This window comes from Mycolicibacterium diernhoferi, assembly GCF_019456655.1.
Classification (GTDB): Bacteria; Actinomycetota; Actinomycetes; order Mycobacteriales; family Mycobacteriaceae; genus Mycobacterium; species Mycobacterium diernhoferi.
Genome location: NZ_CP080332.1, coordinates 2438957 through 2454005 on the forward strand (window position 1 = coordinate 2438957; position 15049 = coordinate 2454005).

15 protein-coding genes are annotated in these 15049 nt (G+C 68.0%); 6 read left to right on the forward strand and 9 right to left on the reverse strand.

Annotated elements, in window-relative coordinates; translation table 11 throughout:
- Positions 1 to 146 precede the first annotated feature (146 nt).
- From pyrH to K0O62_RS11480, 3 genes are read left to right on the forward strand one after another with little or no spacing between them, the layout of a single operon-like run.
- Entirely contained in the window at positions 147 to 890 is a 744-nt protein-coding gene (gene pyrH / locus K0O62_RS11470; protein ID WP_073856103.1) for a UMP kinase, read from the forward strand.
- Positions 891 to 915: 25 nt separating this feature from the next.
- Positions 916 to 1473 carry a ribosome recycling factor gene (frr, locus tag K0O62_RS11475; RefSeq protein ID WP_073856104.1) on the forward strand — a complete coding sequence of 186 codons (558 nt, stop codon included), beginning with the start codon at positions 916 to 918 and terminating at the stop codon, positions 1471 to 1473.
- The gene (locus K0O62_RS11480; protein ID WP_073856105.1) at positions 1473 to 2342 is read left to right on the forward strand and encodes a phosphatidate cytidylyltransferase; all 870 of its coding nucleotides are present in this window, start codon (positions 1473 to 1475) and stop codon (positions 2340 to 2342) included. The genes frr and K0O62_RS11480 overlap by 1 nt, the downstream gene beginning before the upstream one ends.
- A gap of 27 nt (positions 2343 to 2369) precedes the next feature.
- Here the strand turns inward: K0O62_RS11480 and K0O62_RS11485 are convergent, their stop codons facing one another.
- Complete coding sequence (locus K0O62_RS11485) at positions 2370 to 3080, reverse strand: SDR family oxidoreductase (protein WP_073856106.1); 711 nt, start codon at positions 3078 to 3080, stop codon at positions 2370 to 2372.
- A gap of 147 nt (positions 3081 to 3227) precedes the next feature.
- Here K0O62_RS11485 and rlmN point away from each other — a divergent pair, with 147 nt between their 5' ends.
- Positions 3228 to 4319, forward strand: coding sequence for a dual-specificity RNA methyltransferase RlmN (rlmN, locus tag K0O62_RS11490; RefSeq protein ID WP_073856107.1), 1092 nt, complete (start codon positions 3228 to 3230; stop codon positions 4317 to 4319).
- A 4-nt stretch (positions 4320 to 4323) separates the two neighbouring features.
- Here rlmN and K0O62_RS11495 read toward each other — a convergent pair whose 3' ends face one another.
- From K0O62_RS11495 to K0O62_RS11515, 5 genes are all read right to left on the reverse strand, one after another.
- On the reverse strand, positions 4324 to 4737 hold the full coding sequence (locus tag K0O62_RS11495; RefSeq protein WP_073856108.1) for a nuclear transport factor 2 family protein: 414 nt from the start codon (positions 4735 to 4737) through the stop codon (positions 4324 to 4326).
- A complete protein-coding gene (locus K0O62_RS11500; RefSeq protein WP_109789061.1) occupies positions 4734 to 4985 on the reverse strand; it encodes a nuclear transport factor 2 family protein in 252 nt (83 codons plus the stop codon). The genes K0O62_RS11495 and K0O62_RS11500 overlap by 4 nt, the downstream gene beginning before the upstream one ends.
- A gap of 25 nt (positions 4986 to 5010) precedes the next feature.
- Positions 5011 to 6495, reverse strand: a complete 1485-nt coding sequence (locus tag K0O62_RS11505) for an aldehyde dehydrogenase family protein (protein ID WP_073856110.1) — start codon at positions 6493 to 6495, stop codon at positions 5011 to 5013.
- Positions 6496 to 6562: 67 nt separating this feature from the next.
- Positions 6563 to 8704, reverse strand: coding sequence for a hydantoinase B/oxoprolinase family protein (locus tag K0O62_RS11510; protein WP_073856111.1), 2142 nt, complete (start codon positions 8702 to 8704; stop codon positions 6563 to 6565).
- A 3-nt stretch (positions 8705 to 8707) separates the two neighbouring features.
- On the reverse strand, positions 8708 to 10828 hold the full coding sequence (locus K0O62_RS11515; protein WP_073856112.1) for a hydantoinase/oxoprolinase family protein: 2121 nt from the start codon (positions 10826 to 10828) through the stop codon (positions 8708 to 8710).
- Between the two features lie 140 nt (positions 10829 to 10968).
- Here K0O62_RS11515 and K0O62_RS11520 point away from each other — a divergent pair, with 140 nt between their 5' ends.
- Positions 10969 to 11559, forward strand: a complete 591-nt coding sequence (locus K0O62_RS11520; protein WP_073856113.1) for a TetR/AcrR family transcriptional regulator — start codon at positions 10969 to 10971, stop codon at positions 11557 to 11559.
- On the opposite strand, the gene K0O62_RS11525 is transcribed toward K0O62_RS11520, so the two are convergent.
- On the reverse strand, positions 11542 to 12789 hold the full coding sequence (locus tag K0O62_RS11525) for a multidrug effflux MFS transporter (RefSeq protein ID WP_073856114.1): 1248 nt from the start codon (positions 12787 to 12789) through the stop codon (positions 11542 to 11544). The two genes, K0O62_RS11520 and K0O62_RS11525, sit on opposite strands and share 18 nt — an antisense overlap.
- Before the next feature lie 108 nt (positions 12790 to 12897).
- Here K0O62_RS11525 and K0O62_RS11530 point away from each other — a divergent pair, with 108 nt between their 5' ends.
- Positions 12898 to 13356, forward strand: a complete 459-nt coding sequence (locus K0O62_RS11530) for a MarR family winged helix-turn-helix transcriptional regulator (protein ID WP_165636974.1) — start codon at positions 12898 to 12900, stop codon at positions 13354 to 13356.
- Here K0O62_RS11530 and K0O62_RS11535 read toward each other — a convergent pair.
- Both K0O62_RS11535 and K0O62_RS11540 read right to left on the reverse strand, forming a co-directional pair.
- Entirely contained in the window at positions 13353 to 13898 is a 546-nt protein-coding gene (locus K0O62_RS11535; RefSeq protein WP_073856116.1) for a TetR/AcrR family transcriptional regulator, read from the reverse strand. The two genes, K0O62_RS11530 and K0O62_RS11535, sit on opposite strands and share 4 nt — an antisense overlap.
- Before the next feature lie 25 nt (positions 13899 to 13923).
- Positions 13924 to 15048, reverse strand: a complete 1125-nt coding sequence (locus tag K0O62_RS11540) for a phosphotransferase (protein WP_073856117.1) — start codon at positions 15046 to 15048, stop codon at positions 13924 to 13926.
- Position 15049 lies beyond the last annotated feature (1 nt).

A 15049-nucleotide genomic window follows, 5' to 3' on the forward strand; every position in this document is an offset into this window, starting at 1 on the left:
CACCTGACCCTTACCAACCACCCATTCGGCGCGTCCCGGCCACCCCGACGTGGCCGGGACGCCGTCATGAGGCAGGATTGCAAGAGCCGTCCGCGCGGGAATCGCCCTGGATGGCGATTCGGTGTGTCGGGACAGCTAGGAGTCTGATGACGGAACCAGACAACGCCGGCCCGGGAGTCATCCGGCCTGCGTACAGACGGGTATTGCTGAAGCTCGGTGGCGAGATGTTCGGCGGCGGTCAGGTCGGCCTGGATCCCGACGTGGTGGCCCTGGTCGCCCGTCAGATCGCCGACGTCGTCCGCGCCGGCGCGCAGGTCGCCGTGGTCATCGGTGGTGGCAACTTCTTCCGCGGCGCCCAGCTGCAACAGCGCGGCATGGAACGCACCCGCAGCGATTACATGGGCATGCTCGGCACCGTGATGAACAGCCTTGCCTTGCAGGACTTCCTGCAGAAGGAAGGCATCGACACCCGCGTGCAGACTGCCATCACCATGGGGCAGGTCGCCGAACCGTACATCCCGCTGCGGGCGCGGCGGCACCTGGAGAAGGGGCGCGTCGTCATCTTCGGCGCCGGTATGGGCCTGCCGTACTTCTCCACCGACACCACCGCCGCGCAGCGCGCCCTGGAGATCGGCGCCGAGGTGGTGCTGATGGCCAAGGCCGTCGACGGTGTCTTCACCGACGACCCGCGTAAGAACCCGGACGCCGAACTGCTGACCACCATCACCCACCGTGAGGTCATCGACCGCGGATTGCAGGTGGCCGATTCCACCGCCTTCAGTCTCTGCATGGACAACGGCATGCCGATCCTGGTGTTCAATCTCCTCACCGACGGAAATATCGCGCGAGCGGTCGCAGGTGAGAAGATCGGAACACTGGTCACCACCTGAGCAGCTGCGCACCTAAGGAGAACCCGTGATCGACGAGACCCTCTTCGACGCCGAAGAGAAGATGGAGAAAGCCGTAGCGGTGGCCCGCGACGATCTGGCGTCGATCCGCACCGGCCGCGCCAACCCCGGCATGTTCTCCCGGCTGAACATCGACTACTACGGTTCTCCGACCCCGGTCACGCAGCTGTCCAGCATCAACGTGCCCGAGGCGCGCCTCGTGGTCATCAAGCCCTACGAGGCCAGCCAGCTCAAGCCCATCGAGGACGCCATCCGCAACTCGGACCTGGGCGTCAACCCGTCCAACGACGGCAACGTCATCCGCATCTCGATCCCGCAGCTCACCGAGGAACGGCGCCGCGAACTGGTCAAGCAGGCGAAGGCCAAGGGTGAGGACGCCAAGGTGTCGGTGCGCAACATCCGCCGCAAGGCCATGGACGAGCTGGCCCGGATCAAGAAGGACGGCGAGGCCGGGGAGGACGAGGTGGGTCGCGCCGAGAAGGATCTGGACAAGACCACCGGGACCTACGTCGCGCAGATCGATGAGCTGGTGAAACACAAAGAAGGCGAGCTGTTGGAGGTCTGATGACCTTTCAGCAGGGCATGCCCGTGGTAGACGCCGAACCACCCAAGAAAACATCGCGCGCAGGTCGTGACCTGCCGGCCGCCATCGCCGTCGGCGCCGTCCTCGGCGCCATGGCGATCGGCACGCTGCTGTTCGCGCCGCTGTGGTGGCTGCCGTTGCTGGCCGTGGCCATCGCGATCGCCACCCACGAAGTCATCCGCCGGCTGCGGGAGCACGGGTACGCGCTGCCCACCGTGGCGCTGCTGCTCGGCGGACAGGCGATGATCTGGCTGACCTGGCCGTTCGGTGCCGCCGGCCTGCTCGGCGCCTACGGCGGCACCATCGTCGTCTGCATGGTGTGGCGCCTCATAGGTCAGGGTCTGCACCAGCAGCCGGTCAACTACCTGCGGGACATCGCGGCCACCGTGCTGCTGGCCACCTGGGTGCCGATGTTCGCCGCGTTCACCGCGCTGATGATCTTCGCCGAGGACGGCGGCGCGCGGGTGTTCACCGTGATCGCGACCGTCGTGTTCGCGGACATCGGCGGTTACGTCGCCGGCGTGTTGTTCGGCAAGCACCTGATGGCGCCGGCGATCAGCCCGAAGAAGTCCTGGGAGGGCCTGGGCGGATCGGTGGTGTTCGGCACCGCCGCCGCCGTGCTGTCGGTGACCTTCCTGATGGACAAGCCGGCCTGGGTCGGTGTGCCGCTCGGCGTGCTGCTGGTCATCACCGGTGTGCTCGGGGACCTGGTCGAATCCCAGGTCAAGCGCGATCTGGCGATCAAGGACATGGGCACGCTGCTGCCCGGCCACGGCGGGATCATGGACCGCATCGACGCCATGCTGCCCTCGGCGGTCGTCGGCTGGATCGTGCTGACGCTGTTGGTGTAGCCGCCCTGGGCCGCCGAGCGGTCCGGATCAGGCCGCCACGCTGCCGCCGCCGTCGGCCCGGATGACCTGGCCGGTGATGTACCCGGCGTCCGCGTCGAGCAGCGCACAGATCGCATGCGCGATCTCGCGTGGCGTCCCGACCCGGCCCAACGGGATGTCGGCCAACAGGCGTGCTTCGCGTTCCGATCCGATCGGGCTGCGCTGCCGGTACAACTCGGTTTCGGTGGGGCCGGGCGCGACCGCGTTGACCGTGATGCCGGTCGACGCCAGCTCCTTGGCCCAGATCCGGGTACAGGCCTCCAACGCCGCCTTCGCTGCCGCGTAGGGGGTGCGTTCGGGGGTTCCCAGCGCGGTCAGACTGGTGACGTTGACGATCCGGCCGGACCCGGCCGCCAGCATGCCCGGCAGCGCCGCCTGCACCACCTGCACCGCGGTCCGCACGTTCAGGTCGTAGGCCTGCACCAGCGAATCCAGCTCGATCGACCCGATCCGCGCGAAGTGGGCGAACCCGAAGTTGTTGACCACCGCGTCGACGGTCCCACCGGCGACGACGCGCCCCAGCACCGCGGCGGTGGCCTCCCGGTCGGCGAAGTCGACCTCGTGGAACTCGCCCGGGAAGTCCGGCGGCGTGGTCCGCGCCAGACCGATCGGCAGATCGCCCGCGGCGGCCACCTTCTCGGCGACGGCCCGGCCGATGCCTTTCGAGGCACCGGTGATGAGCACCCGTTGTGCGGACATGACGCCTCCTGCGTGTGTCGAGGTTCGTTCGTCGTCGAGCGTTGTCGTTGAGCGCCGTCGATCACGACGTCGATCACAACGCAGCGGCGGTCACCGATCATCCGCCGACTAGGTCTATCAATGCCGAGCGTTGATACTGGAAGGGTCATGAAACAAGAACTGATCTTCGAAGCGCCGCGCCGTGGGATGCCGCCGCGGCATCTGGCCGACCTCGATGAGGCGGGGCGCGCCGAAGCCGTGGCCGAACTCGGGCTACCGAAATTCCGCGCCAAACAGCTGGCCAACCAGTATTACGGGCGCCTGATAGCCGACCCGCACCAGATGACCGACCTGCCCGCCGCGGTGCGCGACCAGGTGTCCGAGGCGCTGTTCCCGGCGCTGATCAAACCGGCCCGCCAGATCCAGTGCGACGCGGGGGAGACCCGAAAAACGTTGTGGCGCGCGGTCGACGGCACCACCTTCGAGTCGGTGCTGATGCGCTATCCGCAGCGCAACACCGTGTGTATCTCGTCACAGGCCGGCTGCGGGATGGCCTGCCCGTTCTGCGCGACCGGGCAGGGCGGGTTGCAGCGCAACCTGTCCACCGCCGAGATCCTGGAACAGGTGCGCGCCGCATCCTCGGCGATGCGCGATGAGCATGACGGCCGGCTGTCCAACATCGTGTTCATGGGCATGGGGGAGCCGCTGGCCAACTACAACCGGGTGGTTTCCGCCGTCAAGCGCATCATCGCCCCACCGCCGGAAGGGTTCGGTATCAGCGCCCGCTCGGTGACGGTGTCCACCGTCGGCCTGGCGCCCGCCATCCGCAAGCTGGCCGACGAGAAGCTCGGGGTGACCCTGGCGCTGTCGCTGCACACCCCCGACGATGAGCTGCGCGACACCCTGGTGCCGGTGAACAACCGGTGGAAGGTCGACGAGGTGCTCGACGCCGCGCGCTACTACGCCGATGTGACCGGGCGCCGGGTCTCGGTGGAGTACGCGCTGATCCGGGACGTGAACGATCAGCCCTGGCGCGCGGACCTGCTCGGGAAGAAGCTGCACAGCAAGTTGGGGCCGTTGGTGCACGTCAACCTCATCCCGCTGAACCCGACCCCGGGCAGCGAGTGGGACGCCAGTCCCAAGCCCGTGGAGCGCGAGTTCGTGAAGCGCGTCCTGGCCAAGGGTGTTTCCTGCACGGTGCGCGACACCCGCGGCCGCGAGATCGCCGCGGCCTGCGGGCAGCTCGCCGCCGAGGGCTGAGCCCTCACCCGGGTGGGTTGCTGAACCAGACGTTCTCCTCGCGCAGGCTGCGGCTGCGCCAGCCGTCGCCGGTGCGCACCAACTCGTGGTGGTAGTAGCCGCCGCACGCGCTCTGGGTGTCCATGCCCGGTAGCAGCATCGGGTTGTAGAACATCGCCCGCACAGTGGCGGTATCGCCGTCGATGTCCGCCTCGACGTTGGTGATGTAGTGCATGCTCCACGGGATCACCCCGAAATTGGCGGCGAACCAGTCGACGACTTCGTCGCGGCCGCCGACGATGGCGCCGGCCGAGGAGTAGTCGATGTGGGCGTCCTCGGTGAACACCGAACGGTAGGTCTCCCAGTCCTTGGTGTCCACGCCGCGCGCATACCGGGCCAACAGCGCCCGGATCTCCAGCTGATCCTCGACCTCGCTCAACCCAGCACCTCCAATGTCAGATTGCGGATGCGCCAGCCGGTTTCGGTGCGCACCAGATCGTCGTGCCAGCGGCCGAAGAAGAACCGGACGTCCTCGGAGCCCACCCGCGCATCGTCGGTGAGCATCGAGCGGTAGGTCGGCCGGTCCCTGGCGTCCACGGCCCGGCAGTACCGGGTGAGCAGGTTCTCGATCGCCAGGGCGTCCGCCGCCGAGATTGACGTTCTGGCGGATTCTTCTCGCACTTTCACGCCCGTTTGTTCGTTTGGGCGGTAATCAGTCGGGCATGCCGATGGTCTTGGCGTCCAGGTACTCCTTGTAACCTTCTTCGCCGTTGCGGTAGCCCAGGCCGCTCTGCTTGGTGCCGCCGAACGGGCTGTTGATGCCGAAGTGGCTCTTGCCGTTGATGGTGACGTTCCCGGTGCGCATCCGGGTGGCCACCGCGAAGGCCCGGTCGACGTCGGCGCTGCTGACCTCACCGGACAGGCCGTAGATGGAGTTGTTGGCGATGGCGACCGCCTCGTCGTCGGTGTCATACGGGGTGACGGTCAGCACCGGGCCGAAGATCTCCTCCTGGGCCACCTGCGAGTCGGGATCCACATCGGCGAGCAGGGTGGGCTGGGTGTAGTAGCCGACCGGGAGGTTCTCCGGGATGCCGCCGCCGGTGATCAGGCGGGCCCCGGAATCGATGCCGCTGCGGATCAGGCCGAGCACCTTGTCGCGCTGGCCGGCGCTGATCTGCGGGCCCTGCATGTTGCCCGGGGTCCACGGGTCTCCGACCGGGAAGCCCTCCATCATGGTTTTGAGGATCTCCAGGCCCTCGTCATAGCGGCTGCGGGGCAACAGGATCCGGGACGGCAGGATGCAGGACTGCCCGCTCATCACGCACGCCATCATGGCGGCCAGCGGCAACGACGAGGACAGATCGGCGTCGTCGAGCACGATGTGTGCCGACTTGCCGCCGAGTTCGAGCAGCGTCTTCTTCACGGTCGGGGCGCCGGCGGCCAGGATCGCCCGCCCGGTCGCCGTCGAACCGGTGAAGGTGATCATGTCCACCCGCGGGTCCGCGGACAAGGCGGCGCCGACCTCGTTGGCGTTGGACGCCACCACGTTGAACACCCCGGCCGGGATGTCGGTCTCCTCGGCGACGATGCGGCCGTACTCGGTCCCCGACCAGGGCGTGAGCTGGGCCGGCTTGAGCACGACGGTGTTACCGGCCATCAGGGCCGGCACGGTCTCGGCGATGTTGAGGTAGAACGGCACGTTCCAGGGGGTGATCGCGCCGACCACCCCGACCGCCTCGTAGTGGATCTTGCGCCGCGCCGGGCCCAACGGCGTCTCGTGCACACCGTTGTCGACCAGATACTGGAAGTTCTTGCCGTGCTCGGCCCAGTGCCTGACCTCTTCGATGGGGCTCTCGATCTGGCTGCCGCTGACGGTGACCGGGCAGCCCACCTCGGTGATCAGGATCCGGCGCAGCCGCTCCTTGTTGCGTTCGAGTGCCTCGTGCAACTGGATCATGCAGTGGTAGCGGAAATCGAGGTCGCGGCTCCAGTCGGTCTCGTCGAAGGCGCGCCGGGCCGCGCCGACGGCGCGCCCCATATCCTCGACGGTCCCGTCGGTGGCCTGGCCGGCGACCTGCTCGCTGGCGGGGTGGACGACGTCGAAGCTCGCCCCGCTGCCGGTGAACTGCAGCTCCCCGTCGATCAGCATCCGTTGTTCGCCGGCCAGCACGCCGCTTTCAGTCTGCACCTCGGTCATGCCCCACAGCTTTACAAATCTCAGCCGAAATGTCAGCAGGATGGCAACAATTCCCGACCCCGATTCTCTACGCCCGTAGAGTGCAGTCCCGCGGCGTGACGAGCTCGAGGTCGCGCAACGGCTGTTCGTCCTCGGCGCGCACCTCGACCGCGAGCAGCGTGCCGCAGCCCGGGCAGGCGTAACCGTCGGCGCGCAGCCCGGGGTGTAGCCGGATCTTGCGGCCGAGGTCCTCGGCCGCCAACCGGGCGTGCGCCGCGTAGCCCTTCCAGTTCTCCTCGGCGGGGGCCAGCACGTGCCCGCAATCGCAGGCGTACACCGGTGAGCCCTCGTCCCGCGCGATGACCAGGTGGTCGCCGATCCTGCGCACACCGTCGGCCGGGTCGACCCGCCGCGCACCGTGCGACTTGTCCTGTTTCCACAGTCGCCGCTGCGCCCGCGCCCGGTCGCGCTTGGCCGCGGTCGCCGCGACGTCCACCGCACCGTCGACCAACACCACCGCGTAACTTCGCTCGGCGCTCTCCGTGGAGATCCGCCCGGCCGAGACGTCGTGGGCCACCGCCTCCGGGTCGGCGTCCAGCGCATCGCCCCAGCCGCCGCCGCCGTGGAAGCTCCAGTCCACGACATCGCCTGCCGTCAGGTGTAATTCGCCCGGGGAGCCGGTGTAGACGACGGGCTCACCACCGCGCAGGATCGTGACCTGGTGCGTGGATCCGGGCATGCCGCCGTGAATGCCCTGGGAGTTGGGCATCGACATGCTGTGCCCGGCCATCACGCCGTGCATGAAGCCGGTGTCGTGCAGGGTGAACGACGAACTGACCGACACCCCGCCGTGGTTACGGCCTGCGCCGCCGCCGTCGGTGTTCGCCGACCGGTACAGGTAGAGAAGCGGGAAGACAGACTCCTCGCCCTCGACATTGTTGAACTGCCCGGTGAGGATCTCGTTGGGTCCGCGGTAGTCCACGCCGTTGCCGGCGACCGTAGCGCCGGCGCCGCCGGCCAGCACCTCGGTCATCGCCCCGCCGAACGGTTCACCGTACTGGTTACGGCCGGCGATGTGGAAGATCATCAACCCGCCGGTGGTGACCGCCTTTGCCTCCCCGCGCAATTCGTCGTGGGCGCTGACCAGCGTGGAGATCGCGGTGCTCGCGGTGCTCTGCACGACGCTGGCCGCGCCGGTGGTGGCCGCACCGCACGGTGCGGGATGGCGGGCGTTGACGATGCTGCCCTCCGGCGCGGTGACCTCGATGGCGCGCATGACGCCGCTGTTCCACGGGATGTCGTGGGCGATCACCGGCAGGATGGCGGCGAACACGCCGCCGCGCAGCCCGGACATGGTGCAGTTGAAGAAGCCGGGCAGCTGCTCGGCGGTGTTGCCGTAGTCGAATACCAGCCGGTCGCCGTCCTTGCGCAGCTCCACCTCGACCCGGGCCAGCGTCGCCTCGTGCCCGTTGTGGTCGAAATAGGTTCGGGCCCGGCTGATTCCGTCCGGCAGGGTGAGCAATCGCTCGCGCACCTGCTGCTCGGAACGGTCGAGCATGGTGGACATGACGGTGGTGACCACATCGGCGCCGTAGCGCTCGACGAGGCGCAGCAGGCCCTCCTTGGCGTGGTTGTTCGCCGCGATCATCGCCTTGAGGTCCAGGCCCAGATTGGCGGGCAACCGGGAGGCGGCCAGGATCAGGTTCCACACGTCCCGGCGGATCCGGCCGCCCTCGATGAGCTTGGTGGGCGGCAGGATCAGGCCCTCCTGGTACACCTCGCGGGCATCCGGGGACCAGCTCGACGGGGTCATGCCACCGATATCGAGCACGTGGGCGCAGCTGCCCACCCAACCGATGCGCACACCGTCGTGAAAGACCGGCTCGATCATCGTGACGTCGGGCATGTGCAGCGCGCCCTTGTACGGGTCGTTGGTGATGAACACATCACCCGCCCGGGCGCCCTCGACGATTCCGTCGGTGTCGGTGCAGTCGGCGATGATGTGGTTCACCACCGTCTCCATCGATCCGGAGTGAAAGAGGTTGTGCGGCCCCATCGCAACCACCTCACCGCTCGCGAGATACACGCCGGTGTTGCAGTCGTTGGCCTCGGTGACCAGCGGTGATCCGGAGACGTTCTTGAGCACCGCGGATTGCTGGGCGACGATGGCGGTGAGTCGGTTCCGGACGACCTCGTAGGTGATGACGTCGACGTCGGTGCGGGTTGTCATGGGTCAGGCGTCCTTCTGGCTGGTGCGGATGACCGTGTTCTCGAGTTCGTCGATGACGGCGGTCTGGTCGGGCCCCACGAAGATGGTGGTGCCGGGGTGTTCGATCACGGCGGGTCCCTGGATGCGGTCACCGGGGCGCAGGTCGGTACCCCGCGCGACGTCCGCGGTCACGAACCCGTAGGTGGGCCCCAGGTATACCGGCCGCGAGGTCGGCATGTGGCATGCACCGGCATCGGCGCTGACGACGTGCTGGACCCGCGGTTTGTCCAGCTTGCCCTTGGCCTGCACACGCAGCGACACGATCTCGACGCCGGCGCCGAGGAACAGTGCCTCGCTGCCGTACAGCTCGACGAACTGATTCGCGAAGGTGTCCATGATGCGGATGATCGACGCGGTGTCCAGCGCGCCGGCCTCGACCGGAATCGACAGGCTCTTGCTCTGCATCCGGAACCGGACATCGGCGAAGCGCTGCAGGGTGATTCGCTCGGTGAGTGCGCCGCCTTCCAGGAGTTCCTCGGTGGCCTCGGCTTCCAGCGATGCGAAATTGCGGGTCAGCCGGGCGGGGTCGAATGCATCCAAGGCGGCGTCCCAGGTGGCCGAATGCATGGGATCGGACAGCTCGGCGGTGATGTGCAGGTCACTCATCGCCGCACCGAACGCCGAGTGCACGGTCGCGGTGGCCGGGACCAGGATGGACTGGGCGCCGAGTTCCGCGCCGAACTGGTGGCAGTGCGCGCCGCCGGCACCACCGTAGGCGTACACCACGAAGTCACGCGGGTCGTGCCCGTGACCCACGGTGAGGGTGTCGAGCAGATCCGCCATCCGGTGGTCGGCGATGGACTTGATGCCGTGGGCGGCCTCGGACACCGTCATCCCGAGCGGTTTGGCGATCATGTCGTGCATGGCGCGCTCGGCGCCTTCCCTGTCCAGCGCGAAGCTGCCGCCCAGGAAGTAGGACGGATCGATGATGCCCAGCACCACGTCGGCGTCGGTGACGGTGGGTTGGGTGCCGCCGCGTCCGTAGCAGACCGGGCCGGGAACCGAACCCGCGCTGGTGGGACCGACGACGAGTTGTCCACCGACCACCCGCGCGATCGAACCGCCGCCGGCGCCGATCGCGGTGATCTGAACCGCCGGCTTGAGCACGCGGTACCCGTTGACCTGCTGCACCGGCGTGACGACGGGCTGATAGTCGGTGATCATGCCGACGTCGAAGGACGTACCACCCATATCGGTGGTCAGTACGTTCGGCGTGCCGAGGCGCCGGGCGAGCTGGGCGCTGGCGAGCACTCCGCCGGCCGGACCCGAAGTCAGGATGGAAACGGCTGTCTCGCCGCACCTTTCGGGTGTGATGACGCCGCCCCCGGAGTCCAGGATGCGCAGCGAGCCCTTGAGGCCGCGGTCCCGCAGCGACCCGTTGAGGTTGGTCATGTAGCCGCGCACGGCCGGGCCCAGGTAGGCGTTCAGTGCGGTGGTCGCGGTGCGCTCGTACTCGCCGAGTACCGGCGCCAGATCGCTGGACACGCTCAGGTACACGTCGGGGGCCATCTCCCGGATGATCGCCGCGACCCGCTGCTCGTGGCAGGGCTCGCGGAAGGACCACAGCAGGCAGACCGCGATGGCCTCGACGCCGTCATCCAGCAGTGCCTGAACCTGGGTGCGCACCTCGGCTTCGTCCAGGGGCGTGACGATGGCGCCCTTGTAGTCGATGCGCTCGGTGACCTCGCGGATCAGCGGCCGGCCGACGACCGGCTCGGCCTGTCGGCGTGCGGAGTCGCGCATGACCTCATGCAGTTCGCGGCCGGCCCAGTGCCCGGTGGCCCGCTGCATCAGGATGGCGTCGCGGAAGCCCTTGGTGGTGATGATCCCGGTCTTGACGCCCTTGCGTTCGATCAGCGCGTTGGTGGCGACGGTGGTGCCCAGGCCGAAGTAGTCGACGTCCTTGAGGATCGCCCCGGCTTCCAGGCCGAGTTCCTGCTCGGCGAGTGCCAGTGCGTTGTTCACGCCCTCGGACGGGTCATTCAGCGTGGTCGGCGTCTTGAGTAGGCGCGCGGTGCCGGACTCGTCGAGCAGCACGGTGTCGGTGAAGGTGCCACCGATGTCGATGCCTACGGAATATGCCATGGAACGCCTCTTCCCGATTCGCGCACAATTTGTCGATCTGTAATGTCACTTTACGTGCTGTAAAGCGAAAATTTCTAACGCATGGGGTCGTGCGTTGGCTCACATCCCGGTCGGCGCGGGCGGCCCGCTAGTCTGGCCCGATGGCCACCCTGCGCGACGTCCAGAAGCGGCAGACCCACGCGTTGTTGCTGGCCAAGGGGTTGGAGCTGTTCGGGTCGAAGGGTTATGCGGCCACGACCATCGACGACATCGCCGCCGCCGCCGGCGCCACCCGGCCGACCTTCTACGCCCACTTCGGATCCAAGGCCGCGCTGATGATGGAACTCATCGCCGAGGTCGACGGGATCCTGACCACCGCCGACGATCCACCCCTGACGACGGTGGTCGAACTCGGCCGGCAGGAGTTGATCCGTGCATGGCTGGACCGCAAGTTCGATCAGTGGCCGGTGATCCGGCCCTACATGCTGGTCGCGCACCAGGCCGAACCGAGTGAGCCGGAGGTGGCCGCGACGCTGGACCGTTGGCACGACGGGACGATCGAGTGGATGTGCGCGGGCCTGGACAAGGCCGACCGGTTCGATCCGGCGAGCCGTCGGGCTCGGTGTGTGCTGGCCTTCGGAGAGTTCGAATACCTGTCGCGGCAATGGTTTCGGCGTGGCTGGCTGATCGATCGCCCGACCTGCCTGCAGACCCTGACCGACTCCTGGTGCGCGCTACTGGGTGGCGAGTGACCCGGCCAGAGCCTCCTCGGCTTCGTCGGCGGGCACGTGCCCACGGGTGAGCAGCAACAGTGCCACCGCCGCGGCCAGCGCGGCGCCGAACATCGTCAGCCCCATCGGCACGGCACTGTGCTGACCGGCCAGGCCGACCAGTGGAGCGGCCAGCGCGCCGGTGCCGTACTGCAGGAAGCCCAGCACCGCGGATCCGGTGCCGGCGGCGTGCCGAACCTCGGTCGTCGCGAGCATCGCCGCGTTGGAGTAGATGAAGCCCATGCAGCCCATGAAGCAGGCCATCAGCGCGACCGTGGGCCAGTGTGGGACACCGCCGATGGTGACGGTCACCAGCAGCAGCGCGCTGACCACGACCATGGCGGCGACGCCGGCCATCAGCACCCGGCGCGGCGAGTGGGACTTCACCAGTCGGGCCGCCACCGCGGTGCCCGCCCCGACGGTCAGCGAACAGGCGCCGAAGGTCAGCGAATAGTGGCCGGGGGACAGGCCCATGATGTTCTGCAGCACGAACGGTGAGGCGGAGATGTAGCCGAACATCGCCGCCGAGGTGAAGGCCATGGTCAACGTGTAACCGATATAGAAACGGTTGGTCAGCACGCTGTGGGTGCTCGACGCCAGCGCCTTGAGGCCGCCCGGCCGGCGGAGTTCGACCGGTAGGGACTCCTTGACCACGAACAGCACGCCCAGCAGCATCAGCAGGCACAACAGCGCCAGTGCGCCGAAGACCGCGCGCCAGCCCAGGCTCGTCACGATGGCGCCGCCGATGATGGGCGCGGTGAGCGGGGCGAGCACGCCGATCAACATCATCACCGCGAACAGTCGGGCGGCCTGCGATCCGCGGGCGCGATCGGCGATGACGGCGCGGGCGATGACGACCCCCGCCGCCCCGCCGACACCCTGGATGAAGCGCAGGCCGACGAGGATCTCGATCGTCGGGGCAAAGGCGCACAGGATGCTCGCGGCCAGGCAGGCGATGGTGCCGATGATCAGCGGTTTCCGGCGCCCGTACCGGTCCGAGAGTGACCCGATCACCAGTTGCCCGGTGGCCAGGCCGGCCAGGAACGTGGTCAGCGTCAACTGGATGGAGGTGGCGGGGGTGCCGAGGTCGGTGGCCATCTGCGGAAAGGCCGACAGGTACATGTCGATCGCGAACGGGGTGACCGCGTTGAGCAGTGCCAGGACCGCGATCAGGGCCATCGAGGGCGCGCTGGACTCCTTGGCAGAACTCATGAACACCTTCCGGTCATCGATCCCCGGCTCGGACGGCGCCCAGCCAGATACATATATAAGAATATGTATTTCTAGAAACGTATGTCAAAATAGGTTATGGCCGAAGTGATGGACGACACCACGCGCATCCGGGACCTGGCGGTGACGCTGCACGATCTGTCCTGGCGGATCTCACGATTCGCGCCGGCCCAGGTCGGGCTCGACCCGCTGCCGGCCTCAGAACTGCTGGTCTTACGTGCGGTGATGGACGATCCGGGCCGCAGCGTGTCGGAAGTGGCGACCGCGGTGGCGATGCAGCCGAGCAACGTCAGCGCCGCGGTCCGCGGACTGTGCGGCCGAGGGCTGCTGGAGAAACGCGTGGATCCCGCCGACCGGCGGGTGTCGTTGCTGCACCCCACCGCGCGGGCGTCCGGTGACCGCACTGCGATCGAGGACGTCGTGGTCCAGACCGTGACCGCCGCATTGGCCGAGTTGCCCCGCGAGGCGATCGAGTTGCTGCTGACCGCGACCCCGACGCTGCGGGAGCTGGCTGTCCAGGTGGCCGCGACCCGGGTCTCGGCGATCTAGCTCTGCTTGAGCCCCACCGCGTGCCGCAGCTGAGCCAGGAACTGGCCCTCGTCGTCGCTACGGACGATGTAGTGCGACACCGCAACCCGGATCGCGGTGGACGCCTTCACCTGTGCATTGGAACCGCTCAGGAGTTTGAGCAGGCGGGCCCGCATCACCGGTAACACGTGACTCAGCTGGGCGATGACCACCTCGGGCTCGATGTCGATGATCCGCACCCCGGAATAGGACTGCTGGTACTCGACGATGAATCGCAATGCCGCATCGAGCTTTTCGGTGCCACGCAGACCTGCGGTCGCGGTGCTGATGCCGGTGTCGAACATCTCGCGCTCGTAGTCGCCGAAGGCCCCCAGCAGTTCCTCCTTGGAGGCGAACCACCGGTACAGCGTCGGCCGGGACACGCCGGCCTGCAACGCCACCTCCGACAGGCTCAACTTGGTCTGCCCGTTGCGTCCGAGCACCTCGGCCGTCGCGGCAAGAATCCGGCGTCGCGTCGAGGTGTCCTCGGCAACGTCGGAGTGCGCGGACGGCGGCTTGTTCACGGTACCGATGGTAAAGGGTGCGCCATCACATCGAAGCCTTCAGTGCATAAACCGTGTCGAGATCTTCCAGCGCGGCCACCGACCGGGCGAGCCCCTCCAACGCGATGTTCTCGTCCTGCATGCCGCCCATCCCGGCGGTGATCAGAGCCGCGATGTAGGCGTACAGCGCCCCCTGGCGGAACCGTTGCCAGAGCTGCTCCCGGTCGATCGCGGGACCCCCGGCGGCCCGCAGCTCGGCGCGGTAGAGGTCGAGCAGATCGTGTTGGGTCTGCACCCGCTCGGCGGTGGTCATGCCGGTGATCAGTGTGTAGGACAGCTCGCGGGACGGGTGGCCTCGGCGCACCGCCTGCCAGTCCAGCAGTCCCGCTCTTCCGTTGCGGAAGTACACATTTCCCGGATGTGCGTCACCGTGCATGACGGTGTGCGCGCCGCGGTCGATCACGGCGGCGACCGCGCGGTAGTTGTCGATGATGAACTGGCCCGCGCGCACCGGAATATCGGTTCTGCCCTCCAGCCGGCGGGCCGCGGCGTTGGCCAGCGCGCCGGTCAACAGCGAGGTCGCGTCCGCGGACGCGGAGTACACCCAGGGGTAGGGGTCCAGTCGCTGCCAGAAGGTCGCGTGCACCCGGGCCAGCAGCTCCACGATCAGCGCCGCGCGGTCGGCGTCGAGCGGATGCAGAGTGTCGGGGAATTCACATGAGCCCCCGGCCGCCAGGTCTTCGAGCACGAGCACGAACCGTCCCGTCACCGGATCGAAGGTGGCACCGTGGCAGGCCGGCACATCACCCAACTGGCCGGACAGTTCCCGGTAGAACCGCACCTCGGTGTCGGCCAGGCGGCCCAGTTCCCCCATCAGCCGGGTGGCCACCGTCTCGGCCGGCATCTTGACGAACACCGATGCGGGCACGTCGTCTCCGGTCAGAGCCATGCGGGCGCGTGTGGAGGTGCCGGCGTCCCCGTCGAGCAACGTGACCGAGGTGACCGTGCGCCCGAGCAGGCCGGACAGATACTCCGGGTCCAGATCGGCGATGTGGCGGGGGACGGCGCGGGTCCGCCCGAAGATGGCGTCGGTTGCGATACGTTGCAAACCGCGCCCGAGATGCGCGGCCAGACCGAACACCGGGGCGACGCTGCTGACCTGCGGAGGCATC